At 71.5% G+C, this 21,631-nt stretch carries 24 protein-coding genes and 1 pseudogene; 5 read left to right on the forward strand and 20 right to left on the reverse strand.

What is annotated here, in order from left to right; all coding sequences use genetic code 11:
- Positions 1-56 precede the first annotated feature (56 nt).
- The gene (locus tag ACF1DX_RS08525) at positions 57-398 is read left to right on the forward strand and encodes a PASTA domain-containing protein (protein WP_391790479.1); all 342 of its coding nucleotides are present in this window, start codon (positions 57-59) and stop codon (positions 396-398) included.
- On the opposite strand, the gene ACF1DX_RS08530 is transcribed toward ACF1DX_RS08525, so the two are convergent.
- The 4 genes from ACF1DX_RS08530 to ACF1DX_RS08545 are packed head-to-tail and all read right to left on the reverse strand — an operon-like array spanning position 385 to position 4,860.
- Positions 385-1,080, reverse strand: a complete 696-nt coding sequence (locus ACF1DX_RS08530) for a demethylmenaquinone methyltransferase (protein WP_391790408.1) — start codon at positions 1,078-1,080, stop codon at positions 385-387. The two genes, ACF1DX_RS08525 and ACF1DX_RS08530, sit on opposite strands and share 14 nt — an antisense overlap.
- A complete protein-coding gene (locus ACF1DX_RS08535) occupies positions 1,077-2,225 on the reverse strand; it encodes an acyltransferase (protein ID WP_391790409.1) in 1,149 nt (382 codons plus the stop codon). The genes ACF1DX_RS08530 and ACF1DX_RS08535 overlap by 4 nt, the downstream gene beginning before the upstream one ends.
- On the reverse strand, positions 2,225-4,492 hold the full coding sequence (locus ACF1DX_RS08540; protein ID WP_391790410.1) for a bifunctional polysaccharide deacetylase/glycosyltransferase family 2 protein: 2,268 nt from the start codon (positions 4,490-4,492) through the stop codon (positions 2,225-2,227). Before ACF1DX_RS08540 ends, ACF1DX_RS08535 begins: the two co-directional genes overlap by 1 nt.
- Complete coding sequence (locus ACF1DX_RS08545) at positions 4,489-4,860, reverse strand: hypothetical protein (RefSeq protein WP_391790411.1); 372 nt, start codon at positions 4,858-4,860, stop codon at positions 4,489-4,491. Before ACF1DX_RS08545 ends, ACF1DX_RS08540 begins: the two co-directional genes overlap by 4 nt.
- 187 nt (positions 4,861-5,047) lie before the next feature.
- On the opposite strand from ACF1DX_RS08545, the gene ACF1DX_RS08550 reads away from it, so the two are divergent.
- Entirely contained in the window at positions 5,048-6,073 is a 1,026-nt protein-coding gene (locus tag ACF1DX_RS08550; RefSeq protein ID WP_391790412.1) for a chitinase, read from the forward strand.
- A 52-nt stretch (positions 6,074-6,125) separates the two neighbouring features.
- Here the strand turns inward: ACF1DX_RS08550 and ACF1DX_RS08555 are convergent, their stop codons facing one another.
- The 6 genes and pseudogenes from ACF1DX_RS08555 to ACF1DX_RS08580 all read right to left on the reverse strand — a co-directional run bounded on the left by ACF1DX_RS08555 (position 6,126) and on the right by ACF1DX_RS08580 (position 12,433).
- Positions 6,126-6,725, reverse strand: a complete 600-nt coding sequence (locus ACF1DX_RS08555) for a hypothetical protein (RefSeq protein ID WP_391790413.1) — start codon at positions 6,723-6,725, stop codon at positions 6,126-6,128.
- A 7-nt stretch (positions 6,726-6,732) separates the two neighbouring features.
- On the reverse strand, positions 6,733-7,932 hold the full coding sequence (mqnC, locus tag ACF1DX_RS08560) for a cyclic dehypoxanthinyl futalosine synthase (protein WP_391790414.1): 1,200 nt from the start codon (positions 7,930-7,932) through the stop codon (positions 6,733-6,735).
- A 69-nt stretch (positions 7,933-8,001) separates the two neighbouring features.
- Complete coding sequence (locus tag ACF1DX_RS08565) at positions 8,002-8,736, reverse strand: prepilin peptidase (protein WP_391790415.1); 735 nt, start codon at positions 8,734-8,736, stop codon at positions 8,002-8,004.
- The gene (locus ACF1DX_RS08570) at positions 8,733-11,666 is read right to left on the reverse strand and encodes a BTAD domain-containing putative transcriptional regulator (protein ID WP_391790416.1); all 2,934 of its coding nucleotides are present in this window, start codon (positions 11,664-11,666) and stop codon (positions 8,733-8,735) included. Before ACF1DX_RS08570 ends, ACF1DX_RS08565 begins: the two co-directional genes overlap by 4 nt.
- A gap of 128 nt (positions 11,667-11,794) precedes the next feature.
- Positions 11,795-11,992 (reverse strand): annotated as a pseudogene (locus tag ACF1DX_RS08575) (hypothetical protein); the annotation flags it as partial.
- 15 nt (positions 11,993-12,007) lie between these two features.
- Positions 12,008-12,433: an ATP-binding protein gene (locus tag ACF1DX_RS08580; protein WP_391790417.1), complete on the reverse strand. Its 426-nt coding sequence runs from the start codon at positions 12,431-12,433 to the stop codon at positions 12,008-12,010.
- A 216-nt stretch (positions 12,434-12,649) separates the two neighbouring features.
- Between ACF1DX_RS08580 and ACF1DX_RS08585 the strand changes: the two genes are divergently transcribed.
- Together ACF1DX_RS08585 and ACF1DX_RS08590 are read left to right on the forward strand one after the other, a co-directional pair.
- Positions 12,650-13,501 carry a helix-turn-helix domain-containing protein gene (locus ACF1DX_RS08585; protein WP_391790480.1) on the forward strand — a complete coding sequence of 284 codons (852 nt, stop codon included), beginning with the start codon at positions 12,650-12,652 and terminating at the stop codon, positions 13,499-13,501.
- Between the two features lie 8 nt (positions 13,502-13,509).
- Positions 13,510-13,719 carry a DUF397 domain-containing protein gene (locus ACF1DX_RS08590; RefSeq protein WP_391790418.1) on the forward strand — a complete coding sequence of 70 codons (210 nt, stop codon included), beginning with the start codon at positions 13,510-13,512 and terminating at the stop codon, positions 13,717-13,719.
- Between the two features lie 54 nt (positions 13,720-13,773).
- On the opposite strand, the gene ACF1DX_RS08595 is transcribed toward ACF1DX_RS08590, so the two are convergent.
- The 10 genes from ACF1DX_RS08595 to ACF1DX_RS08640 all read right to left on the reverse strand — a co-directional run bounded on the left by ACF1DX_RS08595 (position 13,774) and on the right by ACF1DX_RS08640 (position 20,901).
- Positions 13,774-14,001, reverse strand: a complete 228-nt coding sequence (locus tag ACF1DX_RS08595) for a hypothetical protein (RefSeq protein WP_391790419.1) — start codon at positions 13,999-14,001, stop codon at positions 13,774-13,776.
- 360 nt (positions 14,002-14,361) lie between these two features.
- Positions 14,362-14,811 (reverse strand): pilus assembly protein TadG-related protein, encoded by a 450-nt coding sequence (locus ACF1DX_RS08600; RefSeq protein ID WP_391790481.1) that lies wholly within the window; start codon positions 14,809-14,811, stop codon positions 14,362-14,364.
- A 17-nt stretch (positions 14,812-14,828) separates the two neighbouring features.
- Positions 14,829-15,257 carry a TadE/TadG family type IV pilus assembly protein gene (locus ACF1DX_RS08605; RefSeq protein ID WP_391790420.1) on the reverse strand — a complete coding sequence of 143 codons (429 nt, stop codon included), beginning with the start codon at positions 15,255-15,257 and terminating at the stop codon, positions 14,829-14,831.
- Entirely contained in the window at positions 15,258-15,707 is a 450-nt protein-coding gene (locus tag ACF1DX_RS08610) for a TadE family protein (RefSeq protein WP_391790421.1), read from the reverse strand.
- Between the two features lie 23 nt (positions 15,708-15,730).
- Positions 15,731-15,982, reverse strand: a complete 252-nt coding sequence (locus ACF1DX_RS08615) for a hypothetical protein (RefSeq protein ID WP_391790422.1) — start codon at positions 15,980-15,982, stop codon at positions 15,731-15,733.
- 64 nt (positions 15,983-16,046) lie between these two features.
- Complete coding sequence (locus tag ACF1DX_RS08620; RefSeq protein ID WP_391790482.1) at positions 16,047-16,958, reverse strand: type II secretion system F family protein; 912 nt, start codon at positions 16,956-16,958, stop codon at positions 16,047-16,049.
- A gap of 14 nt (positions 16,959-16,972) precedes the next feature.
- The gene (locus ACF1DX_RS08625) at positions 16,973-17,977 is read right to left on the reverse strand and encodes a type II secretion system F family protein (RefSeq protein ID WP_391790423.1); all 1,005 of its coding nucleotides are present in this window, start codon (positions 17,975-17,977) and stop codon (positions 16,973-16,975) included.
- Between the two features lie 7 nt (positions 17,978-17,984).
- Complete coding sequence (locus ACF1DX_RS08630) at positions 17,985-19,292, reverse strand: CpaF family protein (protein ID WP_391790424.1); 1,308 nt, start codon at positions 19,290-19,292, stop codon at positions 17,985-17,987.
- Positions 19,289-20,152: a hypothetical protein gene (locus tag ACF1DX_RS08635; RefSeq protein WP_391790425.1), complete on the reverse strand. Its 864-nt coding sequence runs from the start codon at positions 20,150-20,152 to the stop codon at positions 19,289-19,291. Before ACF1DX_RS08635 ends, ACF1DX_RS08630 begins: the two co-directional genes overlap by 4 nt.
- A 17-nt stretch (positions 20,153-20,169) precedes the next feature.
- Entirely contained in the window at positions 20,170-20,901 is a 732-nt protein-coding gene (locus ACF1DX_RS08640) for a hypothetical protein (protein ID WP_391790426.1), read from the reverse strand.
- Positions 20,902-21,368: 467 nt separating this feature from the next.
- Here ACF1DX_RS08640 and ACF1DX_RS08645 point away from each other — a divergent pair, with 467 nt between their 5' ends.
- Positions 21,369-21,494: a hypothetical protein gene (locus tag ACF1DX_RS08645; protein WP_391790427.1), complete on the forward strand. Its 126-nt coding sequence runs from the start codon at positions 21,369-21,371 to the stop codon at positions 21,492-21,494.
- Positions 21,495-21,631 lie beyond the last annotated feature (137 nt).

Genomic DNA, 21,631 nt, shown 5'->3' on the forward strand with positions numbered 1-21,631 from the left:
CGGGCACGGCACCGGGTCTACTCTGCCGGTACCGCTTGGGGGTGACGTCCGTGCGTATGACACCCAGGACACCGACGCCCGAAGTGCGCGTGCCGCGCCTGGTCGGACTGATGGCCGTGGACGCGCGCGAGTCGGCCCGGGCCCGGGGCCTGTCCGTGCACGCCCCGGACCGGGCGGACTTCCAACGCGTCGTCGTCGACTACGTCGTACGGCAGTATCCGCAGCCCGGCACCGAGGTGCCGCGGGACTCCGTGGTCCACGTGTGGTTCGACTTCGGTGAGGGCGAGGGCGGCGGAGGGGTGCGCGAGCCGCGCGGGCCGGTGCCCCCTACGGGCGGACTCCAGCGGGAACTGGAGGAGCCCGCCCCGCCCCACGCGGTGCTGCTCAGCTCTCCTTGAACCCCCGGTGCAGCGCCACCACGCCGCCCGTGAGGTCGCGCCACGCCACCCTCGACCAGCCGGCGCCCTGGAGCCGTCCGGCCAGCGCGGGCTGGTCGGGCCAGGCGCGGATGGACTCGGCGAGATAGACGTACGCGTCCGGGTTGGACGACACCGACCGGGCGACCGGCGGCAGCGCGCGCATCAGGTACTCGGTGTAGACGGTGCGGAACGGCGCCCACGTCGGGTGCGAGAACTCGCAGATGACGATCCGCCCGCCGGGCCGGGTCACCCGGTGCATCTCGCGCAGCGCCGCGTCCGTGTCCTGCACGTTGCGCAGCCCGAAGGAGATGGTGACGGCGTCGAAGACGTCGTCCTTGAAGGGCAGCCGGGTCGCGTCGCCGGCCGTGTACGGCAGCCAGGCGTTGTTCCGCTTGCCGACCCGGAGCATGCCCTGGGAGAAGTCGCAGGGCACGACGTAGGCGCCGGCGCGGGCGAAGGGCATCGACGAGGTGCCCGTGCCGGCCGCCAGGTCCAGGATCTTCTGCGCGGGCCGGGCGTCGACGGCCTTCGCGACCTCCTTGCGCCATCGCCGGTCCTGGCCGAGGGACAGCACATCGTTCGTCAGGTCGTATCGTTCCGCGACGTCGTCGAACATCGAGGCGACTTCGTGCGGCTGCTTGTCCAGGGATGCGCGGGTCACGCGCCCATTCTTGCAGCCCGCCCACCGGGCAGGAGCGTCGGCTTCCGGCGCGCGGCGACGTCCTCGACCCAGCCGCACGCGAGGACGAAGCCGCCGATCAGGACCCAGCCGACGCCGAACAGGAACCACTGGCTCTCCAGCGGCAGGTACTTCTCGAACGCGGGCACCTCCCAGAACCGGTCGATCAGCGGCACGGCCAGGATCAGCGCCAGTTCGTGCCAGAGGTAGATCGTCACGGCACGCGCGTTGAACACGGTGACCAGCCGGGAGCGGGACGGTCCCACGAGGCCCGCGTACTCCTTGGCGTACATCAGCAGCGTCACGAACCCGGCCGACCAGAAGGCCTGCGCGAGCGGGTTGTCGTCCAGGTCGTAGGTGCCGCCGTACTCCGACTGGTGGGCGAGGGCGTACCAGCCGCCGTACGCGAGCGCGGCGAGCGACGCCACGGCGACGGCGAGGGGGCGCAGCCGCGCGAGCACCCCCTCGTGGTGGGCGAAGCCGAGGAGCCAGCAGAACAGGAACGTCGCGAGGTCGGTGAGGGCGCTGCCGAGCCGCCCCTCCGGCGGCTGCCACACGTACGTGAGGACGACGACCGGGGCGAGCGACAGCACCAGCACCACGACCGGCGACAGCCGCAGCACCCGCAGCAGCAGCGGGGAGAGCAGCACGAACCACAGGTACGTCCGCAGGTACCAGACGATCTCCCAGGCCTGCTCGGCCCAGGCGCTGCCCGGCGGGTCGCCGAGCGGCACGATCCAGTACACGATCCGCCACCCCGGCACCCAGCCGTGCACCAGCATCGCGGTGACCACGAAGAAGCCCCAGAACCAGAACGGCGGCAGCAGGCGGCGGACCCGGCCCCGGATCACCGTGAGCGCGGGGCGCCGCAGCGACCTGGCCATCAGGGTGCCGGCCAGCCCGAACATCACCCCCATCGACGGGAAGACCATCCCCGCCCAGGCCCAGCCGAAGGTGTGGTACGCGACCACCCGGACGAGGGCCACCGCGCGCAGGAGGTCGAAGTACCCGTCACGGCCGGCCGGGGACGACGGGGCGGCCGCCGGGCCGGCCGGGGCCGCCGGTTCCGGGCGTCCGGCCCGTGCGGCCCGTGTGTCCCGTGCGGCCCCCTTGCGGTGCGCCCCCATCAGCCGCCCGTCCCCGCCGACGGCATCCCGACCTCACCCGTCCGCTTCAGCTTCTGCCAGCGCAGCCGGCCGCCGGTCAGCGCGGTGACACAGGAATGGATGAGGACGAGGTACATCATCTGCCGGTACGCGAACTGCTGCAGCGGCATCATCAGCAGGTACCGGTACTTCTCCCGGTCGAGCCGGAAGGCGTACGCGGCGCACACCAGCTGCACGCCCAGGACCGCGAGCCAGGCCAGCAGGGCGGCCTTGAAGTCGACGAAGAGCATCGAGTACACGGTGAACACGTCGATGAGCGGCGCGAAGACCGGCGTGACGATCTGGAAGAGCACCACCAGCGGCATGCCGACCCGCCCGAACCGTCCCGAGGGCCCCTTGTCGGTGAGGGATCCGCGGTGCTTCCACAGCGCCTGCATGGTGCCGTACGACCAGCGGTAGCGCTGCGACCAGAGCTGCCGCAGCGACCGGGGGGCCTCGGTCCACGCGCGGGCGTGCTCCTCGTAGACGACCCGCCATCCCCCGCGGTGCAGCGCGATGGTGATGTCGGTGTCCTCGGCGAGGGTGTCCTCGCTCATCCCGCCCGCCTGGAGCACCGCCTCGCGGCGGAACGCGCCGATCGCTCCGGGGATGGTCGGCATGCAGCGCAGCAGGTCGTACATGCGCCGGTCGAGGTTGAAGCCCATCACGTACTCGATGTGCTGCCAGGCGCCGATGAGCGTGGAGCGGTTGCCGACCTTGGCGTTGCCCGCGACGGCGCCCACCGACGGGTCGGCGAAGGGCTGCACCAGACGGCCCACGGTGTCCGGTTCGAAGACGGTGTCGCCGTCCATCATCACGACGATGTCGTGCCGGGCGCTGCGGATGCCGTTGTTCAGGGCGGCCGGCTTGCCCGCGTTCTCCTGCCTGATCACCCGGACGTTGGGCAGACCGAGCGCCTCGGCGAGCTCCGCCGTGCCGTCCGTGGAGCCGTCGTCGACGACGACGATCTCGATCGGATGGGTGCTTCCGGCCAGCGACCGCAGGGTGTTCTCGATGCACTCCTTCTCGTTGTACGCCGGGACGATCACGCTGACCGGCCGGGTCACGGACGGTCCCCAGCCGAAGCGGCGTCTGTTGCGCCGGCGGTAGTGGCGCCGGGCGAGGACGAGCATCAGACCGAACCGCCCCATGACGGCCACGCCCACGATCACCAGGCCGGCCGAGAGCGCGGGCACCGTCCACTCGGCGACGGTGACGGCCGCGATGAGCGCCTTGCCCTCGTAGAGGGTGGTGCCGGTGGCTGTGCGGTGGGAGGCCTGGAGCTGATTGCCGGTGCCGGACGGAGCGCCGGCGGCGGCACCGGGACCGCCCGCTACGGACCCGCCCGCTCCGGACCCGCCGGCGGACTGCTGCTCGGCCATGGCCCCGCTGACGGTGGTGAAGGTGTACCCCTCCGCCCGCATCTTCTCGATGTACGTCGCCAGCGCCGCGACGGTCTGCGTGCGATCGCCGCCGGAGTCGTGGAAGAGCACCGAGGCGCCCTCCCCGTCCTCCGGGGTGGCCCCTTCGACGATCTTCGAGACGCCCGGCTCCTTCCAGTCCTCGCTGTCGGTGTCGATGAAGACGCTGGTGTAACCGTCCTCGCCGAGCTGCTGGTAGACCTGCCAGCTGTAGTTGTCGATGGCGTCCGGCTTGGAGGAGTACGGCGCCCGGAACAGCGTGGTGGTGATCCCGGCCGCGCCCGCGAGCGCGAGCTGGGTCTGCTCCATCTCGCGGGTGACGCGGGAGGCGCTCTGGTAGGACAGGTCGACGTGGGTGAAGGTGTGGACGCCGATCTCGTGGCCCTGGTCGACCAGGTCCTTCACGATGTCGGGGTGGCGCGACACCATCGAGCCGACCACGAAGAACGTGCCGGGCACGTCGTACTCCTCCAGGACCTCCATGACCTTCGGCGTCCAGGTGGGGTCCGGTCCGTCGTCGAAGGTGAGCACGATCGTCTTGTCCGGGACGGAGACGGTCTCGGCCTGCCCGCCGGGGAAGGAGAGGATCGGGCCGCCGTCGAGGATCTCGTCGGGCACCTCGGAGGCCGAGGCCCCGGTGCGGACCCGCTGGTCGTCGCCGACCTCGGCGCGCAGATAGCCGTCGAGCAGCATCACGCAGGTCAGGGCGAGCAGGAGCAGCAGCGCGAGGAGGACCCGCGGCCGGTGCAGTGCGGCGGCCCGCCCGGCGGCGCGCTCGATGCGGGTGGGGGCGCGGCGCCGGCCGCGCGCGGGGGGCGCGGCGGTCATGACGTCGCCGAGGGGGTGGGGACGGCGGTGGCGCCCGGGGTGCCGGCCGGCGGGGACGGCGGGGTGCCGGTCGGGGCCACCCCGTTCCTCGGGCCCGCGCCGCCACCGGGTTCTGCCTGCCCCTGTCCGCCTCCGAACGGCAGCAGCGAGGCCGGCGTGACCGAGGTGCCGATGCCCATGAAGGTCAGACCCAGCACGACCGCGTAGCCGGCGCAGACGGTTCCCAGGAGCAGGCCGATCCGGCGCAGCAGCCTGGCCCGGCGTCCGGAGGAGTCGACGAAGACGGGCCCTTCGCCGGACCCGTTGCGGCGTTTGCGGCGACGGCCGCGCACGTCGGCGCGGCTTTCGATGGCGGGATCGGAATGCATGGCCCGGACGGTAGAGGCCGTTGTGCAGGGAAAACCTGGTGTTCCCTGTGAGTCTCCCGTGGGAAGGCCGCGAACCTCTCCGTCCCCTGAGAATGGTCCGGGAACCGGGCGTACATCCTCAGAAAGCGCACAGACCCGTGTGCCACGTTGGCCGTCCACCCGATGTCTCATGAAGGGAACGAGCACGATGCGCGGTCCACTGAAGTCCGTTGCCGGGCTCGCCCTCCTCCCGGCCCTGGCCCTGGCCGCGGCCACCGCCGGCTGTTCCGCCGGGGGCACCACGACGGACGCGGCCCCGGCGGATCCCGCCCCCTCCGCCTCGTCGTCGTCCGCGCCGGTCACCGCGTACGCCCCGTACGTCAGTGTCTCGGCGGCCTCCGGCACCGACTCGGCGGGCTCCCCCACGACGTACAACCTGGCGTTCGTGATCTCCTCCGGCAGCGGCTGCACCCCGTACTGGAACGGCACCCAGGACATCGACGACGAGAGCGTGACGTCCCGGATCGCGGGGCTCACCGGGTCCGGCGCCGACGTCCGGGTCTCCTTCGGCGGCGCCTCCGGGGACGAACTGGCGGCCACCTGCGACACCGCGGAGGAACTGGCGGAGGCGTACGGCACCGCGCTGGACGCGGCCGGCGCCACCCGCGCCGACTTCGACATCGAGGGCGACGAACTCGCCGACTCCGCCTCCGTGGACCTGCGTTCGGAGGCGATCGCGCTGCTCCAGGAGGAACGTACGGACCTGGAGGTGTCGTTCACCCTTCCGGTCATGCCGTCCGGGCTCGACGAGGACGGACTGGCCCTGCTGGAGTCCGCGAACAACCACGGCGCCCAGGTCACCACCGTCAACCTCATGACGATGAACTACGGCGAGTCCTACGACGGTGACATGGGCGAGTACGCCCTCACCTCCGCCGAGGCGGCGAACGCCCAGCTCCAGGACGTCTTCGGGCTGTCGGAGGCCGATGTCTGGCGGGGCATGGCGCTCACCTCGATGATCGGCGTCAACGACGTGGAGGGGGAGACGTTCACGCTCGCGGACGCGGCGGAGGTGCGGGCGTTCGCGGAGGAGAAGGGAATCGCGTGGGTGTCGATGTGGTCGACGTTCCGGGACACGGAGTGCGGGGAAGACGCCTCCGCGGATGACGCGTTGACCAATTGCAGTGGGGTGGAGCAGGAGGACGGGGCGTTCGGGGAGACGTTCGCGGGGTGAGGGCCACGCCCCTACGGAGCCGGCGTCACCACGGAGCCGGCGTCACCACGGGTCAGCGCCGCCGGTACACCAGGCGGCCGCCCACGACGGTGGCCACGCACGTGGACGCGCCGTCCCGCACGAGGGCGTCCCGGTCGGGCACGTCGAACACCGCGAACCGCGCGGGTTTCCCGGCGCCGAGGCCCGGCAGCAGCACGAGAGGGACCGGGGAGAGCGCCGCGGGCCCCGGCAGTGCGGGCGGACGCCCCGCCAGGGCGAGCCCGGCCCTGCGCACCGCGTCCAGGGCCTCGCGGCCGCGCAGCTCACCGGCGACCGCGACCGTTCCGTGCGCCAGCATGCGCTGTACTCCGCGGCGTGCGCTGGCGCCCCGCGCGGACGGTCCGGCGGCCAGGAGCGTCCGTGCGCGCTCCCCGAACACCGGCTCGGTACCGAGCCGGTCCGCCTCGCGCGGGTCGGGGTGGTACGCCTGCTCCAGCAGTTCCGGACCGTAGGGGTTGAGCAGACCGGGCGTCAGGATGCCGGGCCACCGCCGCAGCCGGGCGTCCGGATGACCGGCGGCCAACCGCTCGTACGGGCCGACGGCGGCGATGTGCGCGCCGTCGACCAGGACGGAGGCCTCGGGCGAGGCGTCGGCGGTGTGAAGGGTCAGCACGGGGACGTCAGTTGGAGGCCAGGAGCTTCAGCTCCGGGTGGGCCGTGCCGCCCTCGATGGCGGTGGAGGAGATGTGGGAGACCACGCGGTCGTCGACGGGGTCGTTCGCCGGGTCGTCGTGGACGACGAGGTGCTCGTACGTCGTCGACCGCTGGGCCGGGACCCGACCCGCCTTGCGGATCAGGTCGATGATCTCCAGCCGGTTGGAGCGGTGCTTGGCGCCGGCGGAGGAGACGACGTTCTCCTCCAGCATGATGGAGCCGAGGTCGTCCGCGCCGTAGTGCAGGGAGAGCTGGCCGACCTCCTTGCCGGTGGTCAGCCAGGAGCCCTGGATGTGCGCCACGTTGTCCAGGAAGATCCGAGCGATGGCGATCATGCGCAGGTACTCGAAGAGGGTCGCCTGGGTGCGGCCCTTCAGGTGGTTGTTCTCGGGCTGGTAGGTGTACGGGATGAACGCGCGGAAGCCGCCCGTGCGGTCCTGCACGTCACGGATCATGCGCAGGTGCTCGATCCGCTCGGCGTTGGTCTCGCCGGTCCCCATCAGCATGGTGGACGTGGACTCGACGCCGAGGTTGTGCGCGATCTCCATGATCTCCAGCCAGCGTTCGCCGGACTCCTTGAGCGGCGCGATGGCCTTGCGGGGGCGGGCGGGGAGCAGCTCGGCGCCCGCGCCGGCGAAGGAGTCGAGGCCGGCCGCGTGGATCCGGGTGATCGCCTCGTCGACGCTCACGCCCGAGATCCGCGCCATGTGCTCGACCTCGCTCGCCCCCAGGCTGTGGATGACGAGCTGCGGGAACTCCTTCTTGATGGCGGCGAAGTGCTTCTCGTAGTACTCGACGCCGTAGTCAGGGTGGTGCCCGCCCTGGAACATGATCTGCGTGCCGCCGAGCTCGACGGTCTCCGCGCACCGGCGCAGGATGTCGTCGAGGTCGCGGGTCCAGCCCTTGGCGGTGTCCTTGGGGGCCGCGTAGAAGGCGCAGAACTTGCACGCCGTGACGCACACGTTCGTGTAGTTGATGTTCCGCTCGATGATGTACGTCGCGATGTGCTCCGTACCGGCGTACCGGCGCCTGCGCACGGCGTCGGCGGCGGCGCCCAGCGCGTGCAGCGGAGCGTCGCGGTAGAGGTCGAGGGCCTCCTCGGGGGTGATCCGCCCACCGGCGGCGGCACGGTCGAGGACGGTCTGAAGGTCGGCCTTCTCGGTCACCGGCGTCCCTTTCGGAAGCGTTGTGGACGGACCGATCCAGCGTACGTCAGCCGGTTGTGCCGGTTGACGTCAGGCCGCGTACGCGCCGATCAGCAGCCCCGCGAAGGCCCCGCTGATCAGGAAGGGACCGAACGGGATCGCGGTTTTGCGTCCCGCCTTCCGGGCGACGACGAGGGCACCCCCGTACAGCGCCCCGAACACGAACCCGGCGAGGGTGCCGAGCATCACGGTCGGCCAGCCGTACCAGCCGAGGACGGCGCCCGCGCCGAGGGCGAGCTTCACGTCGCCGAAGCCCATGCCGCCCGGGTTGACGAGGAACAGCACGAAGTAGCCGGCGCCCAGCGCGAGCGCGCCCAGCAGGGCGGTGGTCCACTCCCCCGCGTGCTCGGGGGCGAGGGCGGCCAGGCCGAGCAGGACGAGGGCGGCCCCGGCGAAGGGGAGGGTGAGCGGGTCGGGCAGCCGCCGCACCCGGAAGTCGACCACCGCCAGCAGCACGCCGACGGGCGCGAGCAGCAGCCAGACGAACAGCTCGGGCCGGGTGCCGGTGGTGGCGGCGAGGGCGGCGCAGACGAGGGCGGTGACGACGGCGGGAGCGGTGCCGGGTCCGTACGGCGGTCCCGCGCACGGCCCGCACCGGGCCCGCCCGAGCCAGCCGCCGACCGGGTGCCCCGCCGGGCAGGCCGTCCGCCACTCCTCCCCCGACGGGACGGAGAACCGGTAGGCCGCGCGGGGCAGCACCGCACCGGCCACCGCGCCCCACAGCGCGGCGGCGACGGTCAGCAGGGCGTCGAGATGCTCGGTCATCCGGCCGCCGCGACCGTGTCGCGCCAGGTGGGCAGCAGTTCGTCGAGCAGCGCCTCGGTGCGCGGCGGCAGCCCGCGGGCGCCGGCGCGGCCGACGAGGTCGGCGGCGAGGGCGGTGAGCCGTGCGGGGTCGTCGAGGGCGTGGGTGGCGCGCAGCAGCTCGTTCCACAGCCGCTCGTCGGCCGGGGCGGTGCGCAGCGCGGCGTTCAGCGCCTCGATGGCCTTCTCCGCGCGGTTCTTCTCCAGGTGGAACTCGGAGAGCGCGAGTCCGGTGTCCGCGACGAGCAGCGGGAGCTGGGCGTCGACGATCTCGTGGGTGAGCCAGCGGTAGCGGCCCTCGGGCCGGTCGGCGAGGAGCGGACCGCGCACCAGCACCAGTGCGTCGGTGAGCAGCCGGCCGCGTACGGCCCGGCTGTCGACGCCCCTGCCCTGGGTGGCCTCGTGGTACAGCGACCGCAGCACGTCCAGGTCGGAGACGACGGACTTGGCGAGGGTGAGCCGTCCGGTGGAGTCCGTGCCGAGGCGGGGGGTGCCGTCGGGGTCGGTGCCGAGCCAGGCGCGCAGCCGCTCGATCAGCGCCTCGCGCACGTCGTCGGTGACGCCGCGCGGCCACAGCGCGGACGACAGCACGCGCGGGTGGACGCCCTCGCGGTGCAGGAGCAGCAGCGCGAGCGCCTCGTGGAGCAGGGCGCTGCGCTCGCCGTCGGGGGTGTCCAGGCCGATGATCTCGTACGGTCCGACCAGGCGCGCGTAGACGGCGGGCCGCCCCTGCTCGCTGATGTCGACGAGGAACGGCGGGGTGTCACCGGGTCCGTCGGGTCCGCGCTCGGGGTCGGCGTCGGAGAACAGCTCGGCGACCGCGCGCTGTTGGGCCGCGGGCAGCAACTGGGCGTCGAGTTCGAGACCGAGGAGGGGGGCGAGCAGCCTGCCGTCGCCGGTGATCTCCATCTCCCAGGCGGCGCCCGGCAGTTCGCCGCTGCCGGTGCCGACGAGGTAGCCGATGCCGAGGCGGCTCGCGTCGGCGGCGAGTTCGGCGAGCGTGACGGCGTCCTCGGCGGACGGCTCGGCGGCGAGCAGTACGAGGTGCGGGGCCCAACGGGTGTGCTGGGCCGGGCCGGTGCGTCCGGTGAGCACGGAGTCGTGCCCGGCCGCGCCCAGCGCGCCGCGCCGCTGCCGTGTCTCGGCCTCCATGGTCTCGATCAGCGCCTCGATGCCGTCGAGGTGGCGCAGCCGGCTGGGCGCGAGCGGGGTGAGGTCCTCGCCGAATCCGACGAGGGTGATGGTCATCCGGTCCGACCAGCCGTTGGTGGCCAGCTCGGCGGCGACGGAGGCGAACACGGCGGCCCGGTCGGCCTCGGCGCCGCTCAGCGAGACGATGCCGGGGACGGACTCCAGGTTGAGCAGCAGCCGGGAGTCGTCCATGGTGCCGAGGCTGACGAGGCCGGGGTAGGGGGCGGCGGTGTCGACGTCCTCGTACCGTGCGGCGTCGTCCTTGGCGAGCGTCCAGAACGTCTGGTCCTGTCCGGGCTGCCAGGGCGCCGGCGGCTTCCCGGACGGCTGGGCGAGCTGGAGGTGCAGGTCGCCGCCTGTGAGCCAGGCCGCGTAGACGGTGGGCAGCGGGCGGGACTCGGCGGCGAGGGACGCGGCGAGCCCGCGCAGCGACCGGTCGAGCAGCCGTACGCCCTCGGGGTCGGCGCCGACCAGCAGCGCGTCCTGGACGTCCAGGGCGTCCCCGGTCGGCGTGGGCGGCTCCATCCCGCGCCGCCCGCCGATGCCGCCGAACGCCGACTGCCACAGCGCCTGGCGGCGCCGGTGCCCGAGCGCGCCGAGGAGACCGGCGGCGAGGAGGGGCGCGGCGAGGAGGGCTTCGGGGAGGCCGAAGGAGGAGGAGTCCTGGGCGGGGGTGGCGTGCTGCCGGTGACCGGCGTCGTCGTTCGCGGGGGCGGGGGCGGGCCGCTGCTCGGGAACGGAGACATGGGCGGCACCGCCGCCGCTGCCACCACCGTCCTGCGCGTGCTCCCCGGTCCTGTCGTAGTCACGGATCTGCTGCCGCACCTCGGGCGAGACCTCGGGTGCCTCGTCCGGCATCTCGACGAGGTCGCCGCCGCGCGCGTCGCCGGGCATCTCCATGATCCAGCCGGGCCGGATCAGACTGGCCTCGGACAGCTTGGAACCGTCGGGCTGGGTGCGGTCCTTGTTGAGCTCGAAGATCTCCTTGTACCGGCGCCCGTCGCCGAGGTGCCGTTCGGCGATCTCCCACAGGGAGTCGTGGTGACGTCCCTCGGGCGGCTGGATCCGGTAGAACTTCGTGTCGCCCCGCTGCTTGGCACCACTGCTCGCGGCGGCTTCGGCGTGCGACGCCTGCTCGGTGAGCGCGGCGGCGGTACCGGCCGCCTGCTCCTGCTGCTGGGCGAAGAACCCGGGGGTCTGCTGGGCGGCGGCCACGGCGGGCCGCTGGTTCCCCTCCAGACTCTGCCCGAGCTGGCCGATCCCCGGAGTGAAGCTGGCGGCGGTCGCGCCGACGAGCAGCACGGCGGCGACGAGCTGCCGGGCGAGCAGCTGACTGGGCCCGGCCCCGGGCATCCGCCCCGGCACCCCGACCCCCGACAGCGCGGCCTTCATCTCGACGAGCACACACGCGGTGAACTGCGCCCAGGCGAGCCAGACGACGAAGGTCAGGATGGAGAGGAAGGTCTGGACGGAGATGTCCTGCTTGAGCCACTCCATCGGCTCGAACGTGCCCGGCAGTGGCCAGCCGGCGGTCACGGCCAGCGCGAACGGCACCCCGACGAGCAGCGCGACCAGCGCCACGAAGGCGAGGAACGCCTTGACGAAGTCCCCGAACGACCGTCGCCGCACCCGCACCGGCTGCGGCGTCCGGTTCCTCGGAGCCGTCGAGCTGGACGGGCTGGGACTGCGGCGTCGCGGCATGGCGGGTGTCCTGGGGTCGTGTGGGAGGAGGGTCTGCTGAGCCTACGGGGATCTTATTGACTCGAACGGCCCCAGTCGAAGGCCTCCTCCCGCCGCAACTTCCCCGACGGCACCACAGGACCGGTCGCTCAACCGCTGAACAGGTCTTCGGCCCGGGTGGCGTGAACGGCCCGCTGGGCCCGGAGTTCGAGCTGATCGAGGTCGGTACAGGCCTGGACCCGCTCCCGTACGACGTCGGGCACGGGAATTCCCCGCCACTCCAGGATGCGCAGCGTCATCACGGCACGATCCTCGATCCGGCCCTCTTCCCGACCCTCTTCCCGGCCTGTGTGATCAACGTGTCAGGCCGCCGCGAGGTCACACCACACGTACTTGCCTCGGCTGCCGTCCCGCGCGTGGGGCTGCCAGCCCCAGAGGTCCGCGCAGGCCCGCACCAGAGCGAGCCCCCGCCCCTCCTCCGCCTCGGCGAGCCGCTCCCAGCACACCGGCGGCTCGGGCGGTTCCGGGTCCGTGTCCCACGCGCCGATCCGCAGCACACCGTCCGCCCAGCGCACGCGCAGCGCCGCCGGCCCCTTCGTGTGCCGTACGGAGTTGGCGACCAGCTCCGTCGCCAGCAGTTCGGCGGTGTCGACGAGGCCGATCAGGCCGTGCATCGTGAGGATCAGCCGCAGTGTGCGGCGGCAGATGGTCACGGCACGTGGGTCGTTGGGGATGGACAGGGTGTACTCCCAGGAGGTCGCCGAGTCGATGGGCTCGCTTTCGGGCATGCGTGAACTCCGCTCAAAGAAGAGGATGTCGACCGGTGGCACCGCCGCTCCGTCAAGGCGTGACGAAGCGGTGCACTTCCGGCACCGGACAGTTCCGCACCGTGTACGGCACGTCACCGACGGTATTTCCTAACTTTAGGAACTTGCAAGCGCCTGCCGTATTCTGACCCTCGAACGAGGTACGTGGGCCAGGCACTTGGGACCAGGAGGCATGAGTTGCCACCGAAGAGACACCTCACGGCCCGCAGGGTGCGATTGGGCGCCGAGCTGCGCAAACTGCGCGAGGCGATGGGCATGAAGTCGAAAGAGGTCGCGGAGCTGCTCGGCGCCGACTCCGTACAGATGAGCCAGATCGAGTCCGGTGTCGCGGGTGTGAGCGAAAAGCGCGTACGTCGCCTCGCGGCGCACTACGCCTGCACGAACGAAGGGTTGATCGACGCACTCGTCGCGATGGCCACCGACCGCACGCGCGGATGGTGGGAGGAGTACCGGGGTGTACTGCCCCCGGTGTTCCTGGACACCGCCGAGGTCGAGCACCACGCCACGGCCCTGCGCGAAATCGTGATCACGCACGTTCCCGGGTTGCTTCAGACCCCTGACTACGCCCGCGCGGTGTACACCTACATGATGCCGGGCCTACCCGAGAGCGAACTGGTGCCTCGCGTGGAACACCGGATGCGACGGCGCGCCGTGATCGAGGGCGACAACCCGACACCGTACGAAACGATCGTTCATGAGTTCGCCCTCCGGGTCCGCGTGGCCGACCGTCGGGTGGCCCAGGCGCAGCTCCGCCGGATCCTGACGCAGATCGAGGACGGTCACGCGACCGTACGCGTCATTCCCACCGACCAGGACGGTTTCGCCGGTACCGACGCCTCGATGATGCACGCATGCGGTCCCGTGCCCCAACTGGACACCGTGCTGCGGGACTTCCCTACCGGTACCGCCTTCATCGACGCAGAACCTCAACTCAACCAACTTCGAACACTGTTCCGTAAAGTGGAGAGGGCGTCGCTGGACCCCGCGGCTTCGCTGGAGCTCATCCACCACTTGTCGAAGGAACTGTGAGACGAGCCATGACCGAGCCCTTGCACTGGCGGAAGTCCTCCTTCTCCGGCGGCGGCGACGGCAACACCTGCGTGGAGATCGCACCGCTGCACACCCGAATCGCCATACGCGACTCCAAACACCCCACCCACGGCCCCCTCTCCTTCCCGACCCCCGCTTTCCACACGTTCGTCGAATCCCTCAAGTCAGGCAGCAGGGACGGGCTCGGAGACAAATGAGCCGGGGCCCGGTCTGCGAACAGACCGGGCCCCGGCTCACGTCGGAAGCGGTACTCAGAGCATCGTGGTGCGCACGGCGCCCTCGTGGGCCACCGAGGCGCCGAGACCGGCGGAGACGCAGAGCGGGCCCGTCTCGGCGTACACGCCGACGCCGAAGGACCCGTGGTCCGCGACGACGGCCACACCGGCGTCGATGCCGGCGGAGACGGACTGCCCACCGGAGACGTTGTCCAGGTCCGCGTCGGAGATCTCGGCAGTTTCGACCTGGGGGACGAAGTTCATGACAGGTCTTTCCCTTCTGTTTCGACGAACGGGAGCGGAAAGGCACGCCCGAAATCCGGGGTGGGGGAATCCGGAACAATGGGATCGGGGAGCCGCGCACTGATCCAAGCACGCCGTGGAACGGCCGACCAGCGGCGCACGACCGACGCACACCCCCGCCGCGCCGTCGAATCCATGAATGTGGGAATGCGGTCATGGAAAAGGCCCGTACCTTCACGTTACCCACCGGTCACGGAGGGCTTCCGGTGGCACGCTCCCCGCGCCCGGGCCGATCCGCGCGCTCCGTCCCTTTTCCGTGCGGCCCCGCGGTGAACGGTGTGCAGGTCCGCGGGAGGTTTGGCGGCGGCGCCGGCCGCGGCCTCAGCCGACCTCGTTCTCCGCGACCGCCTGCCCGCGCACCACCACGTCCCCGCCGTAGAACACACCCGTGAAGACCGGCGCGTACGTCAGCTGCACCTCGACCTCCACCGCGTCCACGGTCGCCGCCACGCAGCGGGTCGCCGCGATGTCCGCACCGGACATGTCCATCTCGCGGGCGAACGCCTTCACCCGGGCGTCACAGTTCTCGTAGTTGATCGGCGCCGGGCCGCCCACGTCGTCGTACAGCGCCTCGCGGTCGATGTCCTGGGCGGCGTAGCGGGCCGCCTGTTCCGCGATGTCCGCCGCGCGCTCCCGCTTGGAGATGGACATCCCGCCGTCGATGACGAAGGCCGCCAGGGACAGGAACACCAGCGCGAAGATGATGACCGCGCCGGCGCCCGAGCCGCGGTCGTCCAGCCGCGTACGGCGGTCCGACAGCCAGCTCCGCATACGTGCGCGCGCCGCTCTCACGCCGTCCTCCGGTACGGGTCCAGCGGTGAGCTGAAGCTCGCGCTCAGGGTCGTCGGGATGTCCAGGCCCAGCATGGCGAGGCCCCGCACCTCGCAGCTCACCTCGACCGTGAAGATGGTGTCCGGCTCGAAGCCCTGGCTGGTCTGTACGACGCTCACCGGACCGGAGCAGACGTCCGCGAGGTTCGCCTCCGCCACCGCACGTGCCTGAGCCATCGCCGTACCGTGGTCCTTCTGGATCGAGCCCGCACGGGCCGCGTCCCGCGCCGCACCGTCCAGCGCGCCACGTCCGTCGACCAGTTGTCCGAACGCCACCAGGACGAGAATGAACATGATCATCACCGGTGCGAGGATGACCACCTCGACCGTGGACAGCCCACGGTCGTCCGCTTCTCTCCGCCGCCCGTCCCCCAGGGGGAACCCCATCTAGTTCTCCCCCTCCTGCACGAACCGCTCCACCGGCCCCACCGACTGCGCGTGCACCGTCAGATCCAGGCCCGGGAACACCGTCGGGATGCGCGCCGTGATCTCCACGCCCACCGTGTTCTGCTCCGGCTGGAGCATCTTCACGTCGGGGCCCAGCACCAGCTGCGGGCCGAGCTGCTGGATGTAGCTGTCCACCACGCCCCGTGCCTCGCCCCGCCAGCCGCCCGGCTGGGCGTCCGCCGTCGCACGCGCCTTGCGCGCACCCGCCTGCGCCGCCGCCTGGGCGACGTGATCGGCGAAGAAGTACAGCGCGAACTGCACCGTCGCGAAGATCATGAAGAACAGGACGGGCGTGAGGAACACGAACTCGATCGCGGTCATGCCGGAATCGCCGCGGGCGGAGGCGGCCTCCACCCGTCGGCGTACCCAGCGGCGTACGCGCACCGACATCCCCGTGGGAGAAGTGACGGCCGTCAGCAGGTGCCGCTCGCGTTGGCGCCCTTGATGCAGTCGCCGACCTTGTTGGCGCCGTCGCTCAGCGCGGTGTTGATGATGGCGGCCACCACACCGACGATCGCCACGACGACCGCCGAGATGATGACCCACTCCACCGCGGAGGCGCCGCGGTCCAGTTCGCCGGAGCGGGCGCGCTCCACGCGGGCCCGCATGAAGGTGACCAGGAAGTCCACGGCAGGGATGCCGGTGTGGAAGGTACGTCCGTTCATGACGCGTTGTCCTCTCGAATTCGGTTCACGGAAGTTCTGACGTACGGCTCAGGGGTCGCGGTTCTCACACCTGGAACACCCGCATCGCCGCCGGGAAGATCAGGAACACGAGGAACCCCGCGCACAGCAGGAGCTGTGCCACGAGCATCGACTGGGACTTCTCACCCGCGCTGCCCTCGATCTCGGCGAGTTCGCGGTGCCGCATGGTCTCGGCGCGGGAGGCGAGGGACTCGCGCACCTTGGCGCCGTCGTCCGCGACCAGCGCCAGCGACGCGGAGAGGTCCTTGAGCTCCTCCACACCCAGCTCCTCCCCGAGCTGTCCCAGCGCCTGCCACTGACTGATGCCGGTGATGCGGGCGTCGGCGAGGGCGTTGCGGATGCGCTGCGTCGCCCAGCCGTCGGACACCTCGGCCGCCGCCATCAGCGCCTCCGGCAGGCCCCGCCCGCCGGCCAGGCTCATCGACACCAGGTCCAGGTACGCGCCGATCACCCGGCGCAGATCGCGCCGCTTCTCGGCGGCGTCCCGGCGTACCTCCAGGTCGGGCAGGAAGAAGAACAGCGCGGCACACAGCAGGGCCAGCCAGACCGGGATGATCGGGCTGTCGGCGAGGGCGAGCGTCCAGACGATGGCGAAGAGGAACGGCCCGAAGAACAGACCCGCGACCGCCAGCAGCACCTTGGTCGCCAGGAACTTCTCCCAGCTGCGCTCCAGCACGGCGAGGTCCGCGCGCAACGAACGCTGCTCCCACCCCTGCTGCAGATACAACTCGGCGACCCGCGCGCCCACTTCGGCCCGCAGCGAGCCGAAACGGCCGGTGTCCCGCTCCGTCGTCCGGGCCGACTCGTACGCCGTACCGCGCGCCCGCATCGCGTCGATCCGGGCGACCTGGGAGAGCGCACTGCGCTTGGTCGGCATCAGCGCGCGGACCAGGACGTAGACGCCCAGTCCGAGGACCGCGCCGACGACGACCGGCATCGTCAGTTCGTCACTCACCGGCGTACCCCCTCTTCCGGCTGGAGCGGCGCCTGCTGCTGACCCGGCACGGCAGCGGGCGTACGCGGACGCACGAACCGCACCGCCGACTCGTCACGCACCAGGAACCGTTCGGGCGTCTCGATGGTGGACAGCTTGCGCAGCCACCAGAAGCCGAGCGCGAACAGGCCGCAGACACAGGCCAGTACGAGCTGTCCGACCGCCGTACCGTACGGCTCGACGAAATCCCGGTTGAAGATGGACAGTCCGAGCACGAACGCGATCGACACGGCGACGACGATCTGCACCGAGCGCCGGGTCGACGCCCGCTGCGCCATCACGCGCTGCCGCATGTCGACCTCCTCGCGCGCCGACTTGGCGAGCGCGCCCAGCACCTGCCGCAGACCGGGTCCGCGCAGCCGGGCGTTGAGGATGAGGGCGGCGACGATGATGTCGGCGGAGGCGTCGTCGATCTCGTCGGCGAGCTGCTGGAGCGCCTCGGGCAGCGGGGTGCGGGAGCGCAGCCGGTCGACGAGCGCGTCGAGGTGCGGGCGCAGCACGGGCGCGGCGGCCCGCGCGGACGCCGGGATGGCCTGCTCCAGGCCCACCGCGCCGGCGATGGTGTCACGCAGCGACTCGGTCCAGGAGGCCAGCGCCTCCACGCGCCGCATCGCGGCCTTCTCCTCCCCGGCCCCGCCGAAGAGGCGGTCCCAGAAGAAGACGAGGACGGCGGCGGCGATGCCGGCGACCGTCCAGCGGGTCAGCAGCAGCACGGCGAGGCCGACGAGCGCGGCGAGGGAGCCGCGCCGGCCGGCGAACCGGACCAGCTCGTTCGCCCGCTCGCTCGCCTTCTGCCTCTCGTGCTCGGGCTTGGCGGGCAGTCCGCGTACGGCGACGGCGAGCAGGGCGAGTCCGCCGCCGACGGCGACGCCGCACCCGAGGGCGTACAGCACGGTGGTGGAGAACAACCCGCCCATGGCGCCGAGCGAGTCGAGCGCGGCGAGTTCGGTGGTCGTACGCATCACCGGCTCACCCCCACGTTCCGCTGGGCCGGTAGCCGTGGGCCATCAGTTCCTCCAGGCAGGCTATGGGGGCGTGCGCGGTGACCCGCCCGTCGGGGGCCTGAGCGAACACCTCGCTGGACAGCACGCGTCCGTCGACGCCGTTGACCTCGCGCACGGAGGTGACCATGCGCTGGAGGCGGCCGCCGCTCTGGTAGTCGTTGCGCCGCTGGATGAACACGACGAAGTTCACCGCGCCCGCGATCAGCATCTGGCTGGCCTCGATGGGCAGCCGTTCCGTCGCCTGCAGCGCGTAGGTGGAAATACGGTTGAAGACCTCGCTGGAACTGTTGGCGTGGATCGTGGACAGCGAACCGTCGTTGCCCTGGGACATCGCGTTCAGCATGGTCACGATCTCGTCGCCGAGCACCTCACCGACGATGACGCGGGAGGGGTTCATGCGCAGCGACCGGCGCACCAGCTCCGCCATGGAAATGGAGCCCTGTCCCTCGGAGTTGGGCAGCCGCTCCTCGAACGCCACGACGTTGGGGTGGAGGTCGGGGAAGGTGTCGAGCCCGAGCTCCAGCGCCCGCTCGACGGTGATGAGCCGCTCCTGCGGCGCGATCTCGTTGGCGAGGGCGCGCAGGAGGGTCGTCTTGCCGGCGTTGGTCGCGCCCGCGATCATGATGTTCTTGCGGGCCCGGACGGCGCAGGCGAGGAAGTGGCCCAGCTCGGGGGTGAGCGTCCCGTTGCCGACGAGGTCGGAGATGAACACCTTGCCCATGCGCGCACGCCGGATGGACAGCGCGGGCCGTCGCGTCACGTCCATGACGGCCGACAGACGCGAACCGTCCGGCAGCCGCAGGTCGAGCTGGGGATTGGCGGAGTCGAAGGGCCGGGACGACAGACCGGAGTACGCGCCCAGCACCTGGATCAGCTCGATGAGCTCCTCGTCGGTCTCGGCGACGGCGTCACCGCGCACCTCGCGCCCGTCCGAGTAGCCGACGAACACCTGGTCGCAGCCGTTGATGTCGATGTTCTCGACCTCGGGGTCGTCCAGCAGCGGCTGGAGCCGCCCGACCCCGAACAGCGCGGCGTGCACGGCGGCCGCGTACTGCTCCTCGGTCTCGGCGTCCGGCGGGGTACGGCCCGCGTTGATCTCCGCGCGGGCGTACTCCTCCAGTATCTGGGCGATGACGGCACGGGCGTACTGCCGCTCGTCCTCGGTGGACATCGGCGTGACGCCGCCCACCTGGTCGAGGCGGCGCTGCTCGGCGATCCGGTCACCGGCTTCCTGACGGAACCGCTTGACCAGCTGATGGTCGACAGCGGTCATCGCCCGGCCCCGTGCGCCTGGGGCGGCTGCTGGACCTGGGCCTGCGCCTGGGCCTGGGCCGCCCACGCGGCGCCGTACTGCTGGTACACGTCGGCCGTCACCTTGCGCGCCGAACGGATCAGCAGCGACTTGTCGAGCCGGCCGCGCCTGCGCCCGGCCAACTGCTCGGCACCGGCCGGGTCGTCGGCGAGGGTGCCGACCACCCGGGCACCGGTCTGCGCGTGCACGAGCATGTCGTTGACCTGGGACGCGAGCTTGGCCGCGTTGCCCGTGTCGGCGACGAGGACGACGCCGATCACCGGGTTGCCGAGGTTCGCGGCACCGCGCGGCCCGCCGTGCAACTTGTTGGCGAGAGCGGCGGCCCGGTCCCGTACGCGGGCGAGCGCCTCCGGCTCGGTACGCGAGACGAGCAGGACGAGGGAGGCGTGCGGGAACAGCTCCACGGCCGGGGTGTCCCCGCTGATCCGCCCGCAGTCGGCGATGACGTCGGCGGGCGCGTGCGGGGAGTCGCCGAGCGAGGCGAAGGCGTGCCCGAGCGTCGGCCACAGCCCGGCGAGCCCGGCGGCCTGCTCGGCGATCCCGAGCCCGACGAGCACATCGAGCCCACCGCTCAACGGCTGCACATGGTCCCAGAGTTGGTCGGGCACCAGCCCGCGCCGCGCGGTCGCGGCGATGGACAGCATCCCGGTGTTCGGGTTCAGCGGCCCGCCGTGCGCGGCGGCACTGCGGTACACGAGGTCACCGCCCGCCGGGTCGGTCTCGGCGAGCAGCACCCTCCGCGGCCAGACCGCCGCGAGAGCGACGGCCGCGGTGGTGACGCCGGGGGAACCCTTGTCGGCGGCGAGGGCGATGAGGGCCATGGGTCGGGTGCCGCCTTCTAGTTGCCAGGAACGAGGACGAGAGCCACCTCGCCGTTGGAGGCGGCCTGGGTGAGCGCCGCGGCGTCGGCGCTGTCGACGAGCACCGTCACGGGCTTGTCGGTGCTGCTGACGAGGTCGCCGCTCTGCTCTGCCGGTACGGAGTTCACCCGCGCCTCGTCCACGATCAGGGCGTTGCCACCGCCGGCGGAGCCGGAGGAACCGTTGCCGGCGTCGGAGTCGGAGCCGGAGCCGGAGGTACCGCCGACGCGGTAGGCGGCGACGGTGTCACCGTTCTCCAGATCGGCCGGGTACTGCCCCTTCTTGAGGGAGAGCCCGACGAGGGCCTTGCCCTCGGGGACCTTGGCCTCGTCGCCGAACATCTCACCGACGGCGACGACGCCGCCCGGGATCGTGCTGACGGCCTTGAGCTTCTTCAGGGCGTCGAGCTGATTCCATTCCACGTAGTGGATGTTCGGGTCCTCGGCGACCATGACCGACGTGGTGTTGGCATCGGTGACCTTCTGCCCGGCCGGGATCTCCTGGGTGATCTTCACGACCTCGATCCGGTCCCCGGCCTGCAGCACGAGCATCGTGGCACCGAGCGCACCGACCAGGATCAGCAGCACCGCCAGCGCGGCCAACGCCGGTTTGCGCTCGCGGGGCGGAGTGGGAAGCCGGTCACCGACCGCCGGCCCGGCCGGTGCCGCGGAACGGCCGGCGCCCGCCCCCGTACGCTCTTGGATCTTCACGCAACCGCTCCCCGTACACCCAAGACGATGTCTGCCACGTTCCCTGAGATTCCCGACACTTCACCCACGTCCACTCGCGCACGGACATGCACGACGGGTCGGACCTACCTGCCCGACCAGGGCAAATAGCCAACGCTGTGGTGAGTGTCAAGCCATCGCACCGTATCAGCCACACATAAGCCCCTCAAGGCGGAGCCCACCTCACGGACCTCACTCCGCACACCGTTACCCATCTGCAATTTCACTGTTGAACAACCCAGTTGGGACCGGCCCACCACCTGTGCTCGAGCGAACCGCCGGCCCACCCGGCCGAACACGCATGACATACGGCCCCTTACGCACCGCACATGAGCCCTGCACGATTCACTCACGAGGACGCCGGACGGTCATGCCATGAACTCCGCCCGGACCGGTGACGACGGGACGCACGGGACAACACCACACAAACACCCTGAGGAGCCCTCCATTTGAACCGCACCACGTCAGTCGCCGTCTACTCCTCGGTCAACGGCTTCTCCATCGCCCAGAGCAGGCCCAGCGACGCGAAACTGCCGCCGGCGGTGGTGAAGGCGCAGAACAAAAAGCTGAGCTGACACATCGACGGGGCTTCGGACGGCCTGCAGTCACCTCTGCTCCAACGGACTCACGCGGCTCGTGGTGAACGCACGGAAGGCGGGGACGGTCGACTGATCCCTGATCGGGTGATTGTCGGGTAATCCGGCCCTCAGGT

Origin of the sequence: Streptomyces sp. NPDC014676 (assembly GCF_043084105.1) — a bacterium.
In the GTDB taxonomy this organism is placed as follows: domain Bacteria; phylum Actinomycetota; class Actinomycetes; order Streptomycetales; family Streptomycetaceae; genus Streptomyces.